18 protein-coding genes are annotated in these 19,776 nt (G+C 68.3%); 14 read left to right on the top strand and 4 right to left on the bottom strand.

Features of this window, described 5'->3' with window-relative positions; genetic code table 11:
• Positions 1–27: 27 nt before the first annotated feature.
• Entirely contained in the window at positions 28–945 is a 918-nt protein-coding gene (locus tag V8J36_RS16510; RefSeq protein WP_336468419.1) for a LysR family transcriptional regulator, read from the bottom strand.
• A gap of 138 nt (positions 946–1,083) precedes the next feature.
• On the opposite strand from V8J36_RS16510, the gene V8J36_RS16505 reads away from it, so the two are divergent.
• The 12 genes from V8J36_RS16505 (at position 1,084) to glnT (ending at position 13,541) form a co-directional block, all read left to right on the top strand.
• Complete coding sequence (locus tag V8J36_RS16505; protein ID WP_336468418.1) at positions 1,084–2,013, top strand: 2-hydroxyacid dehydrogenase; 930 nt, start codon at positions 1,084–1,086, stop codon at positions 2,011–2,013.
• A gap of 64 nt (positions 2,014–2,077) precedes the next feature.
• Complete coding sequence (locus V8J36_RS16500) at positions 2,078–3,118, top strand: ABC transporter substrate-binding protein (RefSeq protein ID WP_336468417.1); 1,041 nt, start codon at positions 2,078–2,080, stop codon at positions 3,116–3,118.
• 4 nt (positions 3,119–3,122) lie between these two features.
• On the top strand, positions 3,123–4,220 hold the full coding sequence (locus V8J36_RS16495; protein WP_336468416.1) for an ABC transporter ATP-binding protein: 1,098 nt from the start codon (positions 3,123–3,125) through the stop codon (positions 4,218–4,220).
• Positions 4,221–4,252: 32 nt separating this feature from the next.
• Positions 4,253–5,086 (top strand): ABC transporter permease, encoded by an 834-nt coding sequence (locus tag V8J36_RS16490; protein WP_336468415.1) that lies wholly within the window; start codon positions 4,253–4,255, stop codon positions 5,084–5,086.
• Positions 5,086–5,877, top strand: a complete 792-nt coding sequence (locus tag V8J36_RS16485; protein ID WP_336468414.1) for an ABC transporter permease — start codon at positions 5,086–5,088, stop codon at positions 5,875–5,877. Before V8J36_RS16490 ends, V8J36_RS16485 begins: the two co-directional genes overlap by 1 nt.
• 15 nt (positions 5,878–5,892) lie before the next feature.
• Entirely contained in the window at positions 5,893–6,561 is a 669-nt protein-coding gene (locus V8J36_RS16480) for an RraA family protein (protein WP_336468413.1), read from the top strand.
• Positions 6,562–6,604: 43 nt separating this feature from the next.
• Complete coding sequence (gene ggt / locus V8J36_RS16475) at positions 6,605–8,296, top strand: gamma-glutamyltransferase (RefSeq protein WP_336468412.1); 1,692 nt, start codon at positions 6,605–6,607, stop codon at positions 8,294–8,296.
• Between the two features lie 138 nt (positions 8,297–8,434).
• The gene (locus tag V8J36_RS16470) at positions 8,435–9,082 is read left to right on the top strand and encodes a helix-turn-helix domain-containing protein (protein WP_336468411.1); all 648 of its coding nucleotides are present in this window, start codon (positions 8,435–8,437) and stop codon (positions 9,080–9,082) included.
• Positions 9,083–9,251: 169 nt separating this feature from the next.
• Positions 9,252–10,139: a class II glutamine amidotransferase gene (locus tag V8J36_RS16465; protein WP_336468410.1), complete on the top strand. Its 888-nt coding sequence runs from the start codon at positions 9,252–9,254 to the stop codon at positions 10,137–10,139.
• Positions 10,140–10,142: 3 nt separating this feature from the next.
• Complete coding sequence (locus V8J36_RS16460; protein WP_336468409.1) at positions 10,143–10,826, top strand: GXGXG domain-containing protein; 684 nt, start codon at positions 10,143–10,145, stop codon at positions 10,824–10,826.
• An 11-nt stretch (positions 10,827–10,837) separates the two neighbouring features.
• A complete protein-coding gene (locus V8J36_RS16455; protein WP_336468408.1) occupies positions 10,838–12,166 on the top strand; it encodes an FMN-binding glutamate synthase family protein in 1,329 nt (442 codons plus the stop codon).
• A gap of 70 nt (positions 12,167–12,236) precedes the next feature.
• Positions 12,237–13,541: a type III glutamate--ammonia ligase gene (glnT, locus tag V8J36_RS16450; RefSeq protein ID WP_336468407.1), complete on the top strand. Its 1,305-nt coding sequence runs from the start codon at positions 12,237–12,239 to the stop codon at positions 13,539–13,541.
• Positions 13,542–13,856: 315 nt separating this feature from the next.
• Here the strand turns inward: glnT and V8J36_RS16445 are convergent, their stop codons facing one another.
• Complete coding sequence (locus V8J36_RS16445; RefSeq protein WP_336468406.1) at positions 13,857–14,537, bottom strand: cysteine hydrolase family protein; 681 nt, start codon at positions 14,535–14,537, stop codon at positions 13,857–13,859.
• A 268-nt stretch (positions 14,538–14,805) separates the two neighbouring features.
• Here V8J36_RS16445 and V8J36_RS16440 point away from each other — a divergent pair, with 268 nt between their 5' ends.
• Both V8J36_RS16440 and V8J36_RS16435 read left to right on the top strand, forming a co-directional pair.
• The gene (locus V8J36_RS16440; RefSeq protein WP_336468405.1) at positions 14,806–15,732 is read left to right on the top strand and encodes a LysR substrate-binding domain-containing protein; all 927 of its coding nucleotides are present in this window, start codon (positions 14,806–14,808) and stop codon (positions 15,730–15,732) included.
• Positions 15,733–15,845: 113 nt separating this feature from the next.
• Positions 15,846–16,727 (top strand): MBL fold metallo-hydrolase, encoded by an 882-nt coding sequence (locus V8J36_RS16435; protein WP_336468404.1) that lies wholly within the window; start codon positions 15,846–15,848, stop codon positions 16,725–16,727.
• A 22-nt stretch (positions 16,728–16,749) separates the two neighbouring features.
• On the opposite strand, the gene V8J36_RS16430 is transcribed toward V8J36_RS16435, so the two are convergent.
• Both V8J36_RS16430 and V8J36_RS16425 read right to left on the bottom strand, forming a co-directional pair.
• Positions 16,750–17,802: an AbrB family transcriptional regulator gene (locus V8J36_RS16430; protein WP_336468403.1), complete on the bottom strand. Its 1,053-nt coding sequence runs from the start codon at positions 17,800–17,802 to the stop codon at positions 16,750–16,752.
• Positions 17,799–19,709 (bottom strand): TRAP transporter permease, encoded by a 1,911-nt coding sequence (locus tag V8J36_RS16425; RefSeq protein WP_336468402.1) that lies wholly within the window; start codon positions 19,707–19,709, stop codon positions 17,799–17,801. The genes V8J36_RS16430 and V8J36_RS16425 overlap by 4 nt, the downstream gene beginning before the upstream one ends.
• Positions 19,710–19,776: the final 67 nt, after the last annotated feature.

Here is a 19,776-nt window from a genome sequence, read left to right as displayed (position 1 = left end):
TCTCCCCGGGTCGCGCCCCTTTTTCTGTCAGCCGGGCTGGAAACCGACGTAGCGGGGATGGGCCGTTGCCCATTCCTCTGCCGCCTGCCGGGCCAGCGCGAAGATCTTCTCGGTCTGCTGGCGCCGTGCCCGGTTCAGGTGGACGCAGCGGGTGTCCAGCGGCGCCAGCTGCACCGTCGTCGGGATCTCGACGATCATGCCGGTGGCGATCTCTCGCTCGACCGCCGCCAGCGGGATCGCAGCGACGCCGAAGCCCATGCGCACCATGTCGCAGATCATGCCCAAAGAGTTCGCGGTGTGGCGCGCGTTCGGTCGACGGCGGGTTTCGTCCACCATGTCCGCGACCGGCCGGAACAGCGGCGAGGTGTGCGGGTAGAAGATCAGCGGCAACGAGCGGATCTCGTCCGGGGTCAGCGGCCGCATGATCTCGCCGACGATGTCGGGACGGGCGACCCAACCGACCTTGTAGCTGACCGAGAAGCTTTCCGCGATCTGCGGCAGGCCCGCCTCGCCGGTGACGAAGGCCATGTCGAGCGCCCCGGTCCGCACCTGCTGGCGCAGGTCGACATTCGAGCCGGAATGGAAGTCGACGATGCCGATCTCCGGGTCGTCGAGGATCTTGCGCCTGAGCGTCGTGGCCCAGGTCTTTGTCACCATGCCTACGGTGCCGACCGTATAACGTCTTTTTTGCTTGTTCTTTAGGCGGGATGTCATCGCCTCGGACAAATTGAGAAATGTCTCGGCGTATTCCGCAACCTCGTAACCCTGTTCCGTCAGGGTGAATTCTGACGCGCTGCGATCGATCAGCGGCACCCCGAGACTGTCTTCAAGCCCGGAAATCCGTGCTGAAACAGCCGGTTGCGTCAGGCCGATATGATCCGCGACACGCTGGTAGCTTTTCAGCCGCGTCAGCCAGTAGAAGGCTTCCATCTGCTTGAGGTTCATCGGCGGCGTCCTCTGGCTTGGGCTGGAATGGTCCTGCACCATCATAAATTTCTTCTATGGGCTTGACCAGAATTATTGCTTTGCCATGCCGGACGAGTCCCGGTCACATGCCGTGGACACTGCTTGCCGAGGACTGAAATGAGCGTCGCGATCTACCTGCCCAACGAAGCCAAGATCAAAGACTGGTGTGGAATGCTGGGGGATCTGATGCCGGACTGGCAGTTCCAGGGCATCTCGGAGGTCACCGATCCCGACGCGGTGAAATACTGCGTCGTCTGGCGGCCGAACACCGGAAGCATGAAGGGTTTCCCCAACCTCAAGGCCATCGTCTCGATCGGGGCCGGCATCGATCACGTGCTGGCTGACGAGGACCTGCCCGAGGTGCCGATCATCCGCACCGTCGGCACCGACCTGACCCAGCGCATGAAGGAATACGTGGCCCTGCACGTCCTGCGCCACCACCGCGGCATGCCCGAGATCCAGGCCGCGCAGGCCCGCGCCGAGTGGATGCCGATCGTGGTGCCGCCCGCCACCCGTCGCCGCGTCGGCGTGATGGGCCTTGGCAACCTTGGCGCCGAGGCCGCGAAATGCCTGGCCGCGATCGGGTTCGACGTCGTCGGCTGGTCGCGCTCGGGCCGCGAGATCGAGGGCGTGAAGACCTATTCCGGCGCGCAGGGCTTCGGCGCCTTCCTCGAGGGCACGGAGATCCTCGTGAACCTGCTGCCGCTGACCGACGAGACCCGCGGCATCCTGAACGCCGACACCTTCAATCGCCTGAAGCGCGGTGCCGCCGTGATCAACGCCGCCCGCGGCCCGCACATGGTCGATGACGACCTGCTCGAGGCGCTGGCTTCGGGCCAGATCGCGGCCGCCACGCTCGACGTCTTCCACATCGAGCCGCTGCCTTCGGACCACCCGTTCTGGTCGCACAAGCAGATCACCGTGACCCCGCACATCGCCTCGATGATCGACGCCGCCACCGGCAGCCGGATCATCGCGAAGAACCTGCGCACCTTCGAGGAAACCGGCACCGTCGCCGATCTGGCGGACGCCGTTCGCGGCTACTGACCGCATCACGGGGCAGGACCAATCCTGCCCCGGAAAACGACAAGACCAACAGGAGACATCAGGGATGAAGACCACCTTTTCGGTGCTGGCGCTGGTCGCCGGCCTGTCGAGTGCTGCCTACGCGGAAGACCTGAAGGGCGAGATCACGCTCGGCGCCTATACCGGCGTCTTCCAGGACGAATACACCAAGGCGGTGATCGCGCCCTTCGAGGCCGCGCATCCGGGCGTGAAAGTCAACTACGCCTCTGACCGCGCCTCGTCGGGCCTGCTGGGCCAGCTGCGCGCCCAAGCCTCGGACCCGCAGATGGATGTCGTGCTGTTCGACGTGTCGACCGCGCTGATCGGCAACAAGGAAGGCCTGCTTTCGCCGATCACCAAGGAAGAGGTCCCGAACCTCGCCGATCTCGCCCCCGAGGCGACGGTGCAGGAGGGTTACGGCCCGGCGGTGACCTTCGACCACGAGGTCATGGTCTACAATACCGAGACCGTGAAGACCGCGCCGACCTCGCTCGAGATCCTCTGGGACCCGGCCTACAAGGGCAAGATCGCTGCGACCTCGATGCCCTCGATCCTCGGCACCGGCCTGATGATCATGACCTCGAAGATGCTGGGTGAGGACTACACCCAGTCGGTCGAGAAATCGGTGGCCAAGCTGGCCGAGCTTGCCCCCGCGGTGCAGACCTTCGACCCCAAACCCGACAGCTACACGCTGGTCCTGAACGGGACCGTCGACATCTCGACCGGCTGGAACGCCCGCGCGCAGTATTACTTCGACCAGTCGAACGGCAAGCAGGGCGTCGTGACCCCGGCCGAGGGCACGATCCTGCAGAAGAACACCATCAACCTCGTCGCGAACGCGAAGAACCCGGAACTGGCGAAGGCCTTCATCAACTACGCGCTCTCGCCCGAGGCGCAGACCGCCTTCACCAACGCGATGTACTACTCGCCCACCAACACCAAGGCGACGCCCTCGGAAGAAGCGCTGAAGCGCACGCTCTTCGGCAAGCTCGACAGCACGCTGCCGCTGGACTGGGCCTGGGTCGCGACCCAGAACGACCGGTGGAACGCGATGTGGAAGCGCGAAATCATCTCGGCGGGCAACTGACCAGATGGCCCTCGACACGAGCATGGGGGCGCCGACCGGCGCCCCGTCACCCGCCCACATCCGCATCGATCGCCTGACCTTCGACTACGGCGGGGCCCGCCCCGCGGTCGACGCGGTGTCCTTCGAGATCCAGAAGGGCGAGTTCATCGGCGTGCTCGGCCCCTCGGGTTGCGGCAAGTCGACGACGCTCAGGATGTTCGCGGGCCTGCTCGCGCCGACCTCGGGCTCGATCCTCATCGGGGGGCGGGACATCGTCGCCGCCCCGCCGTGGGAGCGCAACCTGGGGCTGGTGTTCCAGTCCTACGCGCTCTTCCCGCACATGACCGTGGCCGAGAACGTGGCCTTCGGCCTGAAGCTGCGCAAGATCGGCAAGGACGAGATCCGCGCGCGCGTGGCCGAGGCGCTGCGCGCCGTGCGCCTTGAAGCCTTCGGCGAGCGCCGCCCGGCGGAACTGTCCGGCGGCCAGCAGCAGCGCGTCGCCATCGCCCGCGCCATAGTCATCGAGCCCGAGATCCTGCTGCTGGACGAGCCGCTGTCGAACCTCGACGCGCGCCTGCGCGACGAGATGCGGTTCGAACTGCGCGACATCCAGACGCGCACCGGCATCACCACGCTGTTCGTGACCCACGACCAGCAGGAGGCGCTGACGATGTGCGACCGGATCGTCGTGATGAACGGCGGCAAGCTCGAACAGATCGGCACGCCCGCCGAGATCTACGACCGCCCCGCCACGCCTTTCGTGGCCAATTTCATCGGTCGCGCCAACACCCTGACCACCCGCGTCGCGGGGCAGGGGGTCGAGATCGCGGGCCAGCCGCTGCCGCGGCCCGAGGCCCTGCCCCCGGGGCTGGCCGAGGGTGCCGAGACGCTGACCGTCGTGCGGCCCCATGTCATCCGCCTGCTGACCGAGGGGCCGCTGCGCGCCAAGGTGCTGCGTCGGGTCTTCGTCGGCTCGATGATCGAGGTGGAACTGGAACTGGCCGGCGGCCAGCGCCTGATCGCGGACCTGCGCCCGGGCGATCCCGATGACGCGCTGGCCCATGTCGGCAATGATGTCGCGCTCGACTGGCGCGGGTCGGACATGCGGGTCTTCCCGGCATGACAGGCTTCGCCCCTCCCGGAACCGGGTCGAGGGTGACGCCCTGGATCCTGCTGGCCCCGGTGCTCGCGGTGCTGGCGGTGACCTTCATCGCCCCGATGATCTGGCTGTTCCGCATGTCGCTGAACATCTCGGACTATGGCGCGATCATAAAGGCGGTCAGCCCCGCCACCTACCTGACGATCCTGTCCGACGGCTACTACCTCGACCTTCTGGGCCGCACGCTGCAACTGTCGATCACCTGTTCGCTGGTGGCGCTGGCGCTGGCCTATCCGGTCGCGCTCTATCTGTCGCGGATGACCTCGCGCTGGCGCACGATCCTGACCGTCATCGCCGCCGCGCCGCTGCTGGTTTCGGCCGTGGTGCGCAGCTTCGGCTGGATGGTGATGCTGGGTCACAACGGTGTGGTGAACTCGCTGCTCCTGAGCCTCGGCCTGATCTCCGAGCCGCTGCAGATGGTGAACAACTACTTCGGCGTGGTCATCGGCCTGTCAGAGGCGATCATGCCCTTCATGTTCCTTACGATCACCGCAGGCCTTGGCCGGCTCGACCCGCGCCTCGACGAGGCCGCGATGTCGCTGGGGGCGAAACCCTACGAGGTGTTCTTCAAGATCACCCTGCCGCTTTCGGTCCCCGCGATCGTGGCCGCGCTGACCATCGGCTTCGTGCTGTCGATCTCGTCCTACATCACGCCCTCGCTTCTGGGCGGCGGCCGGGTCTTCCTGCTGGCGACCGAGGTCTATGATCTCGCGCTGGAAAGCCTCGACTGGCCGACGGCCGCGGCGCTGGCCTTCCTGATGCTGGCGCTGTTCTTCATCGCGATGCTGGCCACCGGCCTTGCGCTGCGACTGCTGACGAAGGTGCGCTGATGACCCGGTTCCTGACGATTCTCGCCCGCACCTGGGTCTTCGCGGTCTTCACCGCGATCTTCCTGCCGCTTCTGCTGATCTTTGTGACCTCGTTCAGCGCCGATGCCTACCTGTCCTTCCCGCCCTCGGGCTGGAGCACGAAATGGTATGCCGAGGTGCTGTCGAACCGCGGCTTCATGGTCGGCCTCAAGAACTCGGCGATCATCGCGGTGATCGTGGCCTTCCTGTCGCTGGCGCTGGGGCTGCCCGCGGCCTACGCGCTGGTTCGGCTGGAGTTTCCGGGCCGCCGCGCGATCCAGACCCTGATCCTGGCGCCGCTGGTGCTGCCGGCGATGATGCTGGGGCTTGGCATTCTGATGGTCTTCACGCCCGCGGGTCTCGTCGCCACCTTCCCGGGCCTCGTCCTCGCGCATCTGGTGATGACGCTGCCCTTCGCGGTGCGGATCCTGCAGACGAGCCTGTCGAACCTCGGCACCGATGTCGAACAGGCGGCGATGACGCTGGGTGCGACCCCGGTGCAGACCTTCCTGCAGATCACCCTGCCGCGTCTGGTGCCGGGCATCGTCGCCTCGTCCGCCATCGCCGCGATCATGTCCTTCGACGAGATCGTGCTGTCGCTGTTCCTCGTCGGGCCGCGGCTCTCGACCCTGCCGGTCGCGATCTACCGCCATGTCGAGGACCGCACCGACCCGATGGTCGCCGTGCTCGCCGTTCTTCTGATCGCCGTCTCGCTGGGCGTCGTGCTGCTGATCGAGCGCACCGTCGGCTTCACCAAGGCCTTTGGCCGCTAAGACTGAGGATATCCCATGACCTACAAGATCAACCCGATGCCGGAGCAGATCCCGGCCGCCGATCTGGAGCTGCTCGCCCAGTGCGAGACCGCGACCATGGGCCACTGGCGGCAGTTCGGCTTCCTCAACCGCCAGATCCAGCCGCTGATCCCGCGCCGCCGCGTCGTGGGCACCGCCGTCACCATCGCGATCCCGGGGCCGGATTCGACCCTGCTGCACCATCTTCTGTCGCTGATCCGCCCGGGCGATTTCGTGATCGTCGACCGCCTGCACGATGACCGCTACGCCTGCTGGGGCGGCGGCGTGACCGTCGGCGCCAAGGCTGCCGGTGCCGTGGGCGCCGCGGTCGACGGGCCCTGCACCGACCTGGAAGAGATCGAGCAGTCGGACTTCCCGATGTGGTGCAAGGGCATCTCGCCGATCACCACGCGCCTCTACGACCTCGGCGGCGCGATCAACGTTCCTGTCTCCTGCGGCAACACCGTGGTAATGCCGGGCGACGCCGTGCTGGCCGACGAGTCGGGCGTGCTGGTCCTGCCGCGGGACGAGGTGCGTTCGGAAGCCGAGAAGGCGATCCAGATCCAGCTGCGCGGCAAGGGCCGCGAGGGCCAGGTGCGTGACGGTCTGGCCAAGCTTGGCGATCTGTCCGGCGCCACCGAGAAGGTTCTGGCGAAACTCGCCTGAGCCGATGACGGCCCGCTGACCGAAGAGATCCGAGGACAAGACCATGACCCTTCCCTTCTCCTGCGAAAAGCAACCGGCCAGCGGCGCGGGCGGCGTGGTGGTGACGAACCACCCGCTCGGCACCGCCGCGGGGGCCGAGATGCTGGCCGCGGGCGGCAATGCCGTCGATGCCGCGGTCGCCGCGCTGCTGACCCTGACCGTCGTCGAGCCGATGATGGTCGGGATCGCCGGCGGCGGGCTGTCGCATCTGCGGATGGCGGACGGGACCTCGGTCGTGTTCGACGCGCTCTCTTCGGCGGCGGGCGCGATGCACCCGTCGATCTACGAGCCGGTCTCGGACGAGCCGGCGCAATACATGGATGCGAAGGGGCGCCGCAATCTGGTCGGCGCCTCGTCAGTCGCGGTGCCGGGCAACCTGCGCGGCTGGTGCGACATGCAGGCGAAGTTCGGGCGTCTGCCCTTTGCCGATGTGGTCGAACCCGCGATCCGCGCCGCGGCGCGCGGTTTCACCGTCACCCATTACCTCGCCGGCGCGATCCATGAATTCGCCGACGACCTGACCGCCGATCCGGCGATGGCGGCGCTGGTCGCCCCGGGCGGGCGGCTGCTGGCGCCCGGCGACCGCATGGTGATGCCGGACTATGCCGAAAGCCTGCGCCTGATCCAGTCCGAGGGCGCGGCGGCGCTGCATGGCGGCGCACTGGGTGCAGCGCTGGTCGAGCGGATGGCGACGGGCGGCGAGGATGCGGGCTATCTCGCCCTCGACGACCTGACCGGCTACCGCGCGATCGAGCGCGCGCCGATCACCGGCACCTACCGGGGCTACGAGATCATCGGCCCGCCGCCGCCCGCCTCGTCGGGCGTCCACATTCCGCAGATGCTGAACATGCTCGAGCGGTTCGACGTGAAGGGCATGGGGTTCGGCGCACCCGAAAGCCTGCACCTGCTGGCCGAGGTCATCCGTCTCGCCTTCGTCGACCGCCGCGCCTGGTCCGGCGACCCGGCCTTCGTCGACGTGCCGGTCGAGCGTCTGACCTCGAAGGCTTACGGCGCGGACTGCGCCGCGCAGATCCGAAACGCGGGCGGCCTCACCCCCGCGACCCCGGGGCGCGAGAGCGCGGACACCACCCACGTCACCATCGCGGACAAGGACGGCAACATCGTCACCGCGACCCACACGATCAACGGCCTGTTCGGCGCGCGCTTTGTCGTGCCCGGCACCGGGATCATCCCGAACAACTACATGTCGAACTTCGACCCGCGCCCGGGCAAGGCGCTGTCGGTCGTGCCCGGCAAGCGGGTGCCGACCTCGATGGCGCCGATGATCGTGACCAAGGACGGTGCCCCGGTCTGGGCGCTGGGGATGCCCGGCGGGCTGCGGATCTTCCCCTCGATCCTGCAGGGCATCGTGAACCTGATCGACCACGGGATGAGCGTGCAGCAGGCGGTCGAGGCGCCGCGGATCTGGACCCAGGGCCAGGAGGTCGAGATCGAGAAGGGCTTCGAGCCGCAGAAGGCCGCGCTGGAGGCACTGGGGCACGAGGTCCGCGTGATGCCGCACATCGGTGGCGGCATGAACGCGATCGCCTTCGGCGAGACCATGACCGGCGCCGCCTGCTGGCGGGCGGACGGCACCGTCGCCGCACTTGGCGGCGGGCTCGCCCGGCCCGGTGTCCGGTTCTGGCCTGACCGTGCCCCCGGCGACGAGGGCGATGAGGACGCAGCGGCCGACTGAGCCGGGCGGGTCCCGGCGTCCGCTCGGGGCCCCCCCGCGTTTCCCTCGACTGTTTCCGCCGGCGTGCGGGGCATTTGCCTTGCCGCACGCCGCTGCGTATCGATGAGGCGCAGCAGGCGGAAACGAGAGACGGACAGCATGGCGAAGGATCGCGACGGCGCAGAGGCGCGACTGACCCAGAACCCGCATGCGGTGCGCGAGGGACGCGAGAAGACCCTCGAGGCGGCGATCGGTCATCAGGTCAGGCAGCTGCGCAAGCGTCAGCGGATGACCGGCGCGGATCTGGCGGCGCAGACCGGCCTGTCGGTCGGGATGCTGTCGAAGATCGAGAACGGGGTGATCTCGCCTTCGCTCGCGACGATACAGGTGCTGGCCCATGCGCTTGGCGTGCCGTTGGTGCAGCTGTTCTCGGGCTTCGAAGAGCCGCGCGGCGCGATGCATGTGAAGGCCGGGCAGGCGCTGGAGATCGAGCGGGCCGGGACCCGCGCCGGGCACCAGTACCACCTGCTGGGGCATATCGGCTCGAACGCCTCGGGCGTGGTGGTCGAGCCCTACCTGATCACCCTGACGACGGAAAGCGACCGCTTCCCCACCTTCCAGCACGAGGGGATCGAGCTTCTCTACATGCTCGAGGGGCGGGTGAGCTATCGGCACGGGACGCAGGTCTACGACCTCGAACCCGGCGACAGCCTGCTGTTCGACGCCGATTCCCCGCATGGCCCGCAGGAGCTGAAGCAGCTGCCGGCGCGGTATCTGTCGCTGATCTGCTATCCGCAGGCGCGCTGAGGCGCTGCCGGTTTCATCGGCAGCGCCGAGGCCGAGGTTGCCCAACTTCCGGGCGGCCGCGTGATGGCGCGTGGAAATGTCGCCGTGAACCAAAAAATCCACTTACAGGAAATAAATCTGCGCATTAAGAAATATCCGACAGCCTTCCATCGCTGAACGGAGAAAACGAATGTGTGGCATCGTCGGCCTGTTCCTGAAGAAGGACGACCTGCGCCCGCGGCTTGGCGACCTGCTGAGCGACATGCTGATCACCATGACCGATCGTGGCCCAGACAGCGCCGGGATCGCGATCTACGGTGACAGCGGCGCCGGCCTGAAGATGACGATCCAGTCGGACACGCCCGACACGACCTTCGCGGGTCTCGGGGACGATCTGGCCGCCGCGCTCGGCAGGCCGGTGAGCATGCGGGTGGTCGACACCCATGCAGTGCTGAGCCTGCCCGAGGGGTCGGAAGCGGCGGCACAGGCCTTCATGGCCGCGCGCGGCATCCGCGTCATGGGCACCGGCGAGAGCATGGAGATCTACAAGGAAATCGGCCTGCCCAAGGATGTGGCGGCGCGGTTCGGACTGCGCAGCATGGGCGGCAGCCACGGCATCGGCCACACTCGGATGGCGACGGAGTCGGCGGTGACGACGCTTGGCGCGCATCCGTTCTCGACCGACACGGACCAGTGTCTCGTCCACAACGGCTCGCTGTCGAACCACAATGCGATGCGGCGCGTGCTGACGCGCAAGGGTTTCGCGCCGAAGACCGAGAACGATACCGAGGTTGCGGCCTGCTACATCTCGTCCCGTCTGGCCGAGGGCGCCAATCTGGGCGAGGCGCTGGAAGGCACGCTGACCGATCTTGACGGCTTCTTCACCTTCGTCGTCGGCACCAGGGACGGCTTCGGCGTCGTCCGCGATCCCGTCGCCTGCAAGCCCGCGGTGATGGCCGAGACGGAGGATTACGTCGCCTTCGGTTCCGAATACCGGGCGCTGGCCAACCTGCCGGGGATCGAGACCGCCCGCGTCTGGGAACCCGAACCTGCCACCGTCTATTTCTGGGAGCGCTGACCCATGCAGACCATCGACATGGCCGTCACTCCGCTGCGCGAGCTGAACGCCGCCCTGCAGGCGCAGGCCAAGACCACAAACCAGACCGCCTGGGAAATCCTGAACCCGAAGGGCGCCCATGCGATCGCCGTCGGGCTCGACGCGCCGATCGAGGTCACGGTGAAGGGATCGACCGGCTACTATTGCGCGGGCATGAACAAGCAAGCGACCGTCACGGTGGCCGGGTCCGCGGGGCCGGGCGTGGCCGAGAACATGATGTCGGGCACCGTGATCATCGAGGGCGACGCCAGCCAATATGCCGGGGCGACCGGGCAGGGCGGGCTTCTGGTGATCAAGGGCAATGCCTCGTCGCGCTGCGGCATCTCGATGAAGGGGATCGACATCGTGGTGCATGGCAACACCGGCCACATGTCTGCCTTCATGGCGCAGTCGGGCAATCTCGTCGTGCTGGGCGATGCGGGAGATGCGCTGGGCGACTCGCTTTATGAGGCGCGGCTCTTCGTGCGCGGGTCGGTGAAGTCGCTGGGGGCCGACTGCGTCGAGAAGGAGATGCGCCCCGAGCACATCGCGATCCTGACCGACCTGCTGGCCCGCGCCGGCGCGGATGCGAGGCCCGAAGAGTTCAAACGCTACGGCTCGGCCCGCACGCTCTACAATTTCCACGTCGACAACGCTGCGGCGTATTGAGGATCGAGGCGATGGACTCCAAGAAAATTCCGCAGACGGTGCCGCGCCAGTCCTGGACCTTCTCGAACGAAGTGAACTCCGAGATCCGCCGCGCGGCGGCGACCGGCATCTACGACATCCGCGGCGGTGGCGCGAAGCGCCGGGTGCCGCATTTCGACGACCTGCTGTTCCTCGGCGCCTCGATCAGCCGCTATCCGCTGGAAGGCTACCGCGAGAAATGCGCGACCGATGTGGTTCTGGGCTCGCGCTTCGCCTCGAAACCGATCCATCTGAAGATCCCGGTCACCATCGCCGGCATGTCCTTTGGCGCCCTGTCTGCCAATGCGAAAGAGGCCTTGGGCCGCGGCGCGACCATGGCCGGCACCTCGACCACCACCGGTGACGGCGGCATGACCGAGGAAGAGCGCGGGCACAGCCAGACGCTCGTCTATCAGTATCTTCCCAGCCGCTACGGCATGAACCCCGATGACCTGCGCCGCGCGGACGCGATCGAGATCGTGGTGGGGCAGGGTGCGAAGCCGGGCGGCGGCGGGATGTTGCTGGGCCAGAAGATCACCGAGCGGGTCGCCAACATGCGCAACCTGCCGGTGGGGATCGACCAGCGCTCGGCCTGCCGTCACCCGGACTGGACCGGGCCTGACGATCTCGAGATCAAGATCCTCGAGATCCGCGAGATCACCGGCTGGGAAAAGCCGATCTATGTGAAGGTCGGCGGCGCGCGGCCCTATTACGACACGGCGCTGGCGGTGAAGGCCGGTGCGGACGTGGTGGTGCTGGACGGGATGCAGGGCGGCACCGCCGCCACGCAGGACGTGTTCATCGAGAACGTGGGGATGCCCACGCTGGCCTGCATCCGTCCGGCGGTGAAGGCGCTGCAGGATCTGGGCATGCATCGGAAGGTGCAGCTCATCGTCTCGGGCGGGATCCGCACCGGGGCGGACGTCGCCAAGGCGCTGGCGCTTGGTGCCGACGCGGTCGCGATCGGGACCGCGGCGCTGGTAGCACTTGGCGACAACGACCCGCATCTGGAAGAGGAATACCGCAAGCTGGGCACCACGGCCGGGGCTTACGATGACTGGCACGAGGGCCGCGACCCGGCGGGCATCACCACGCAGGACCCCGAACTGATGGCCCGTCTCGACCCCGTCGAGGCCGCGCGGCGGCTGCGCAACTATCTGGCGGTGCTGACGCTCGAGGCGCAGACCATCGCGCGGGCTTGCGGCAAGAGCCATCTGCACAACCTCGAGCCCGAGGACCTCTGCGCCCTGACCATCGAGGCTGCGGCCATGGCCGGAGTGCCGCTGGCAGGCACCGACTGGATCCCCGGCAAGGGCTTCTGAGCGCGACCGAATGACGGGCGGGGCAATGTATCCCGCCCGCATCCTCCCCATTCCTCAACAGGGAAACGTCATGACGGATCTGGCCGCCTTCGCCCGCGACAAGGGCGTGAAGTATTTCATGATCTCCTACACCGACCTGTTCGGGGGCCAGCGCGCGAAGCTGGTGCCCGCGCCGGCGATCGCCGAGATGCAGACCGATGGCGCGGGGTTCGCGGGCTTCGCGACCTGGCTCGACCTGACGCCGGCGCATCCTGACATGCTGGCAGTGCCGGATCCCGCTTCGGTCATCCAGCTGCCGTGGAAGAAGGAGGTGGCCTGGGTCGCGTCGAACTGCGTGATGGCGGGGGGCGGGCCGCTGGGACAGGTGCCGCGCACCGTGCTGGGCCGGCTGATCGACGAGGCGGCCGCGTTGGGTCTGACCGTGAAGACCGGGGTCGAGCCCGAGTTCTTCCTGCTGTCGCCCGACGGGACCGAGATATCGGATCCGGCCGATACCTCGGTGAAGCCTTGCTATGACCAGCAGGCGGTGATGCGCCGCTACGACGTGATCGCAGAGATCTGCGACTACATGCTGGACCTGGGCTGGGAGCCCTATCAGAACGACCACGAGGACGCGAACGGCCAGTTCGAGATGAACTGGAAGTACGACACCGCGATGGCCACCGCCGACAAGCACTCGTTCTTCAAGTTCATGGTCCGCTCGGTCGCCGAGAAGCACGGGCTGCGCGCGACCTTCATGCCGAAGCCGTTCATGGGCCTGACCGGCAACGGCTGCCATGCGCATATTTCGGTCTGGAACACGGACGGCACCAACGCCTTTGCCGACACGGACAAGGAGCTGGGTCTGTCCGACAAGGGCCGCCACTTCCTGGGCGGGATCATGAAGCATGCCTCGGCGCTGGCGGTGATCACCAACCCGACGGTGAACAGCTACAAGCGCATCAATGCGCCGCGCACCGTCTCGGGCGCGACCTGGGCGCCGAACACGGTGACCTGGACCGGCAACAACCGCACGCACATGGTCCGCGTCCCCGGTCCGGGACGGTTCGAGCTGCGCCTGCCCGACGGTGCCGTGAACCCTTATCTGCTGCAGTCCGTGATCATCGCCGCCGGCCTGTCCGGGCTGGCAACCAAGGCCGATCCCGGCCCGCGCCACGACATCGACATGTATGCCGAGGGCCACAAGGTCACCGATGCGCCGAAGCTGCCGCTGAACCTTCTGGACGCGATCCGCGCCTACGAGGCGGACCCGGAGCTGATGGCGGCGATGGGCGCCGAGTTCTCGGAGGCCTATGTGAAGATGAAGCGTCAGGAATGGTCCGCCTACACCTCGCACCTGTCGCAGTGGGAGCGCGATACCACGCTCGACATCTGACCCCGCCGGCGGATCCCTCCGGAACCCGCAGCGCGCGAGGATTGCGTCGAGGTGGCTGCGCCCGTCGCCGGGCACGAGGTGAAAAACCGGGTGCGGCAGGCAGCGGGCCGCTCACGGTGGCCGGCAATGTGCTCCGTCGCGGCGGCGATCCTGCAGGTCAGGGGGACGCCGGTCCTGCCCGACACGACGATCGCTGGCAGTCGCTGGTTGCGCGCCCGATATGCCAGCCGCACCGAGAGCGAAGGCGACGTGGCCGTTCCGCGCGAGGCTCTGGGTCAGATCGCGGATGCTCGCTTGCGTGCCGGAACGGGGGCGTCACGCGGCGCGGGCGGTGGCCGAGATGATCCCCAGCGCCGAGGTCTCGTCGATCACGTCGCAAATCTTGAATTGCATGTCGAAGAGCGAGGCGGCATGGCTCATCTCGATGCGGTCGAAGACGCCCTGCTCGACGACGCTCATCCGGTAGCCCAGGGCTTCGCCATCCACGCAGGTCGCGCGCACGCAGCCCGAGGTCGAGTTGCCGACGACGATCAGCCCGTCGACGCCAAGCTCTGCCAGGATCAGCTGCAGGTTGGTGGCCACGAAGCACGAGGGCGTCTGCTTTTCGATCAGGATGTCGCCGGGAAGCATCGCGACCTCTGGCTGGATCTCGGAGCGCGGATCGGTGGCGGCGAAGACGCCGGCGGCAGCCTTGGCAAGCCCGGTGTGGGCGTGGAAGACATGCTTGGAATAGATCACCGGCATGCCCTCGGCCCGGGCGGCGGCCAGCAGGCGCTGCTGCACCGGGATCGCCTTCCAGGCATGCGGCCCGCAGGAACCGGGGAAGCGGTCGAGCTGCTCGGCGATGGGGCGGTCCTCGCCGCAGGCGGTGACCTGCATGTCGACCAGCAGCAGGGCATTCACCCGGCCCGGACCCCGCGGGGCGCGCAAGGCGCCGTTCGCGAAGACCTTGCGGTCGTCCTCGGTCATGAACCTGTCCCACGCGCGGGTCGTCATCGTCGTCGTCCTTCCGGGTCAATCCTGCCGAGACTATGGGCGCCGCCGCCCTTGGGTTCCATCCGCACCCGGCTGAGAAAACGTCAGCCTCCACACACCCGAATCGCGGCGATCCGCGAACTGCCCGGAATTGCGCCGCCGCGCCCGCGTGCTGCGCAAAACGGCGCGCATGTCGGATGCGCGCCCCGGCACGGTCGCGCGGATCATGGGAAAGGCGGCGCGGCAGGTGCACTGAAGGGGCAAGGGGGACTGGACAGGAGAAGCCGCCATGCGCAGGCGCGTTCCGCTGAACGCCATCCGGGCCTTCGAGGCCGCCGCCCGCAACGCCTCGGTGGTGAAGGCCGCCGACGAGCTTTGCGTCACACCCACGGCGGTAAGCCACCAGATCCGGATCCTCGAGGAGTTTCTGCAGGTCGAGCTGTTCAAGCGGCGCAACAACCGCATCGTGATGACGGACGAGGCGGCGGCCAACATCGCCCGCCTGACCCGCGCGCTGGACCTGATCGACGAGGCGGTCGTGGCCTTTGCCGATGCCCGTCCCGCCACGCGCTACAGCACGCTGTCGGTCGCGACCTCGGCCTCGGTCGCCTCGCTGTGGCTGGTGCCGAAGATCTCGCATTTCCTTGCGATCGAACCGGATGTCGAGCTGGACCTGTCCACCTTTGTGTCGCGGGCCGAGGCAGAGGCGCGCGAGTGCGACGTGCGGATCTGCAACTGGAAAAGCGATCTCGACTGCCGGATCGAGCCGCTGCTGGAGGAAGAGATCTTCCCGGTCTGCGCACCGGCGCTGGCCGCGCGCTTCGGCAATGACCGCCGCGAGATCCTGTCCCGCGCGCCCCTCGTCCATGTCGACCGCCGGATGACCGGGTTCGAGCCGAACCAGCCGGACTGGCAGCAGTATCTGGGGGATTGCGGCATGAGCCGCGCGCAGGTGATGCACGGGCCGCGCTTCAATCAGGCCAGCACGGCGATCGACGCGGCGCGGGCCGGGGTCGGCGTGATCCTCGGCCGCTCGCTGCTGGTCGCGCAGGCGCTGGCCAGCGGCGATCTGGTGCAGGTCGGCGAGGCTCATCCGCGGCGCAGCCCCTATTACCTGATGACCCCGCACCGCCCGAGCAATGCCCCGCTGCTGCAGAGCTTCCGCGACTGGCTGTTGTCGCTGGCCCCCGAGCTGCCCGGCACCGTCGCCGCCTGACCGGCCCGGGGCTGAGAATTTCTCTGGTCCGGGGCGGCCGCGCGCGCTCGCCCGCTGGGCAGGGGCGTGCGACACCCTGCACAGGATGGCAGCAAGGGCCGGGAGTCGGACGGATGGCGGATCACTTTCACGCAGGCGGGCTGTCGGTGGCGCGGATCACCGACATGCCGCGCTTTGCGCTTGGCCTCGATTTCCTGCTGCCGGAGGCGCGGCTCGACGCGCTGGTGCCGCATCGCGACTGGCTTGCGGGCGATCACGTCGACTTCGACAGGGCCGAGATCCTTCTGGGCGTGCACAGCCTGCTGGTGCGCACGGGCGGGCTGGTGATCCTGGTCGACACCTGCGTGGGCGAGTGCAAGCCGCGCGAACGCCGCGCCGACTGGCACAATCGCAAGGCCTCTGGCTATCTCGAGGCACTGGCGCACGAGGGGCTGGCGCCCGAGGACGTGGACATCGTGCTGTGCACGCATCTGCACGCCGACCACGTCGGCTGGAACACGCGGCTGCAGGACGGACGCTGGGTGCCGACCTTCCCGCGCGCCCGCTATGTCTGCGGTGCCGCCGAGGCCGCGCATTGGGAGGCCGAGGAGGCCGCGTCCCCCGGTCAGGCCAACCACGGCGCTTGGGGCGACAGCGTCGCGCCGCTGATCGCGGAGGGGCTGCTGGACCGGGTCGAGCCGGGAGCCGAGCTTGCCGGCGGGTTGATGATCCGCGATCTCGCCGGGCACTCGCCGGGCCAGATCGGGGTCGAGATCGCGACACCCGAGGGGGGCGCGGTGTTTTGCGGCGACGCGATCCACTCGCCGGTGCAGCTGGCCTTTCCGCAGTGGTCGAGCCGCTTCTGCGCGGACCCCGCGCAGGCGGTCACGACGCGGCAGGCCTTGCTTGAGCGCGCGGTGGGCGAGGGGTTGATCCTTTTCCCGGCGCATCTGCGCGGCGCGTTGGGGATCAGGGTGCAGCGCGCGGGCGCGGGGTTCCGGCCGGTCTGGCTCTGACCCCCGCGCCGGCGTCCGGCGCTCAGGCCTGTCGCGCGAAGCGGCGGGCCGCGAAGCTGGCCAGCGGCGGGCCGAACAGCACCACCGCGAACAGCCGGAACACCTGCAATGTCATCACGAAGGACAGGTCGGCATTGCTGGAATAGCCGATGGCCGCGACCGCATCGATGCTGCCCGGCACTGCCGACAGCACGCCGCTGAGCGGGTCCATTCCGAACAGCAGCCCCAAGCCCGCCCCCATCGAGGCGCCCAGCACCAGCAGCGCCGCCGCCGCACCGATGAGCGCCGGCAGCGCGCGGCCCGCCCGGGCCATCAGCGCCCGGTCGAAACCCAGACCCACGCCCGCGCCGATCACGAAATAGGCGATGACGATCGCAAGATGCGGCAGCATCAGGGGCACACCCGCCGTCTTCAGAGCCACCCCGACCATCATCGGCACCATCATCGAGGCGGCCGGGATCACCTTGGCGAACCGGTCGGCGAGCGGCGCCAGCGCCACCAGCCCCAGCGCGACGAACAGAGCCGCCAGCGGCGGCGGCGCGGCCTCGACGCTGGGCCCGGCGGCGGCGCCCAGCACCGCGGCCAGTCCCGACATGCCGAGGATTACCACGATCAGCCGGATCACCTGCACGATGGCGACCGCGCGGGCGTCGAGGTTGCGCTCTTCGCTCATCGCGATCACCGCACCGGCCATGCCGGGCAGGAAGCCCCAGATCGCCTCTTCGCGGTCGATTGCCCCCATTCGCCCGATCAGCACCCCGACACCGATCGCCGAGACCAGCGTGACGCCGACGACAAGCACCGCGGCGGGCCAAAGCTCGGACAGCTGCGCGAAGGTGTCGGGCCGAAGGCTCTGCGCGATCAGGACGCCGGTGACGCCCTGGGCCGCGGCGCGCGGCGCCGGGGCGAAGCGCAGCGCCACCCCATTCAGCCCGAAGGCCATCCCCGCCGCGATCGGGCCCAGCAGCAGGGCCGAGGGCGCGCCGATCAGGTCAAGCGCAAGCGTGGCCGCCAGGCCAAGCGCGATCAGGGCCAGCCAGCGCGGCAGGCCCCTCGCGGTCTTTGTCAGGGTCACGCAAGCACCCGCCCGTCACGCGGCCGCGCCAGGAAATGCGCCCCCAGCAGCACGAGGCCGAAGGCGGTCACCGCCAGCTCCAGCGCCAGCGAGACATGCGACAGCGGGGCGATGGTCAGCACGCCGGTCGCCGCCCACAGCAGCCGCATCGGGCCGCGGATCGGGCGGATGCCGAAGCCGATCACGCCCCCCGCGACCAGCGCCAGCGAGGCGACCGAACTGACCGCAACATAGGCGATGTCCATTGCGCCGCCTTCCATCAGCAGGCCCGGCTTGTAGATGAAGAGGAAGGGCAGGAAGTAGGCGACCCAGCCCACCCGGAACGACTCGATGCCGGTGCGGACCTGGCCTGCGCCAGAGATCGTGGCGGCGGCGAAGGCCGCCAGCGCGATCGGCGGGGTGATCATCGACAGCATGCCGTAGTAGAAGACGAACATATGCGCGGCGATCGGCTGGATTCCGGCCTGCACCAGCGCCGGCGCGGCCAGCGAGGCCAGAAGCAGGTAGACCGCGGTCGTCGGCAGCCCAAGGCCCAGCACCACCGCGACCAGCGCGGTGACCAGCAACATCCCGAACATCGAGGTGCCGCCGAGGTCCAGCAGAATGATCGACAGCGAGAAGCCAAGACCGGTCACCGACAGGATGCCCACGATCATGCCGGCGGCAGCGGTGACCAGAAGCACCTCGGCGGTGGTCACGCCCGTTTGCCACAACGTGTCCCAGGCGGCCTTCGGCGACAGCGCGCCCGGCATCCCGCGGCGCAGGTAATGCGCGGCAATGGCGGCAGCGATCAGCACGAAGATCGTCCAGGTCGCCGCGACCTCGGCCTGCAGGTTCAGCCCGAAGATTCCGCCCAGCAGCACGACGAAGCCCAGAAGCGTCGGCCAGCCGTGGACGAGGATGCGCCGCATCGTCTCGCGTCGTTCGCCCACCAGCGAGCCGGTGCCGTCGCGCCGCGACAGGAAGTCGATCTGGATGTAGACCGACAGGTAGTAGATCAGCGCCGGCAGCAGCGCGGCCACGAGGATCTCGCGGTACGAGACCTGCAGGATCTCGGCCATCAGGAAGGCGGCGGCGCCCATCACCGGCGGCATCAGTTGCCCGCCGGTCGAGGCGACGGCCTCGATCGCGCCGGCCTGCGCGGGCTTGATGCCCGAGCGGATCATCATCGGGATGGTCATCACCCCGGTCGACATCACGTTCGACACCGCCGAGCCCGAGATCGAACCGAAAAGGCCCGAGGCGGTGACGGCGATCTTCGCGGTCGCGCCCGGCCCCTTGCCCGAGACGCGCATCGAGAGTTGGGTGAAGAACTCGCCGCCGCCGACGGCCAGCAGGAAGCCCCCGAAAAGCACGAAGATCACCACCACATAGGCCGCGACCTGCAGCGAAGAGCCCCAGGTGGCCGAGCTGTCCGAGGACAGGTACTGCAGCACCTCGGCCAGCGACATCGGCCGCCCCGCGATCGGGCCCGGCAGGTGGTCGCCCCAGAGCGCATAGGCGATGAACAGGCCGAAGATGGCGATCAGCGTCCAGCCGATCACCCGGCGCAGCCCGTCGATGATCAGGCCCACCACCAGCACGCCCAGCCACAGCGCCTCGGTCGGGTGGAACATCGCCTGTTCCGACAGCACCTGGAAGCGGACGAAGACCCAGACCCCCAGCATTAGCGACAGCACCGCCCCCAGCAGGTCGACGGCGGCGGGCAGCTGCGCGCGCCCCAGTGTCTTGAGATAGACCGCCGCAAGGGACAGCGCGAGCATCACGGCCGCGATCTGTTCGGGGAAGACCAGCAGGCCAAGGCGCATCGGCACCTTCAGCACCCAGGCAAGCGCAAGCGCGGGGATGGCCGCGCCGAAAAGCGCGGTGGTGGCGGTGATCGCGGGGCTGTCGGCGGACAGTCTCATGGGGAGCTCCTGTGCCATCGGGGTCTGGGGAAAACCGGGTCGCGCGGGCCGTGGGGAGACGGCCCGC

Origin of the sequence: Frigidibacter sp. MR17.14, assembly GCF_037095735.1 — a bacterium.
Lineage (GTDB): Bacteria > Pseudomonadota > Alphaproteobacteria > Rhodobacterales > Rhodobacteraceae > Frigidibacter.
This window is presented reverse-complemented; position numbering and strand designations above follow the sequence as displayed.

What these genes read in the sequence shown, in the direction of transcription:
- V8J36_RS16445 (WP_336468406.1), bottom strand. Translation starts at nt 14,537, where the DNA reads ATGACGACCCGCGCGTGGGACAGGTTCATGACCGAGGACGACCGCAAG.
- V8J36_RS16500 (WP_336468417.1), top strand. Translation starts at nt 2,078, where the DNA reads ATGAAGACCACCTTTTCGGTGCTGGCGCTGGTCGCCGGCCTGTCGAGT.
- V8J36_RS16455 (WP_336468408.1), top strand. Translation starts at nt 10,838, where the DNA reads ATGGACTCCAAGAAAATTCCGCAGACGGTGCCGCGCCAGTCCTGGACC.
- V8J36_RS16470 (WP_336468411.1), top strand. Translation starts at nt 8,435, where the DNA reads ATGGCGAAGGATCGCGACGGCGCAGAGGCGCGACTGACCCAGAACCCG.
- V8J36_RS16510 (WP_336468419.1), bottom strand. Translation starts at nt 945, where the DNA reads ATGAACCTCAAGCAGATGGAAGCCTTCTACTGGCTGACGCGGCTGAAA.
- V8J36_RS16425 (WP_336468402.1), bottom strand. Translation starts at nt 19,709, where the DNA reads ATGAGACTGTCCGCCGACAGCCCCGCGATCACCGCCACCACCGCGCTT.
- V8J36_RS16505 (WP_336468418.1), top strand. Translation starts at nt 1,084, where the DNA reads ATGAGCGTCGCGATCTACCTGCCCAACGAAGCCAAGATCAAAGACTGG.
- V8J36_RS16465 (WP_336468410.1), top strand. Translation starts at nt 9,252, where the DNA reads ATGTGTGGCATCGTCGGCCTGTTCCTGAAGAAGGACGACCTGCGCCCG.
- V8J36_RS16435 (WP_336468404.1), top strand. Translation starts at nt 15,846, where the DNA reads ATGGCGGATCACTTTCACGCAGGCGGGCTGTCGGTGGCGCGGATCACC.
- V8J36_RS16485 (WP_336468414.1), top strand. Translation starts at nt 5,086, where the DNA reads ATGACCCGGTTCCTGACGATTCTCGCCCGCACCTGGGTCTTCGCGGTC.
- V8J36_RS16440 (WP_336468405.1), top strand. Translation starts at nt 14,806, where the DNA reads ATGCGCAGGCGCGTTCCGCTGAACGCCATCCGGGCCTTCGAGGCCGCC.
- glnT (WP_336468407.1), top strand. Translation starts at nt 12,237, where the DNA reads ATGACGGATCTGGCCGCCTTCGCCCGCGACAAGGGCGTGAAGTATTTC.
- V8J36_RS16480 (WP_336468413.1), top strand. Translation starts at nt 5,893, where the DNA reads ATGACCTACAAGATCAACCCGATGCCGGAGCAGATCCCGGCCGCCGAT.
- V8J36_RS16460 (WP_336468409.1), top strand. Translation starts at nt 10,143, where the DNA reads ATGCAGACCATCGACATGGCCGTCACTCCGCTGCGCGAGCTGAACGCC.
- ggt (WP_336468412.1), top strand. Translation starts at nt 6,605, where the DNA reads ATGACCCTTCCCTTCTCCTGCGAAAAGCAACCGGCCAGCGGCGCGGGC.
- V8J36_RS16495 (WP_336468416.1), top strand. Translation starts at nt 3,123, where the DNA reads ATGGCCCTCGACACGAGCATGGGGGCGCCGACCGGCGCCCCGTCACCC.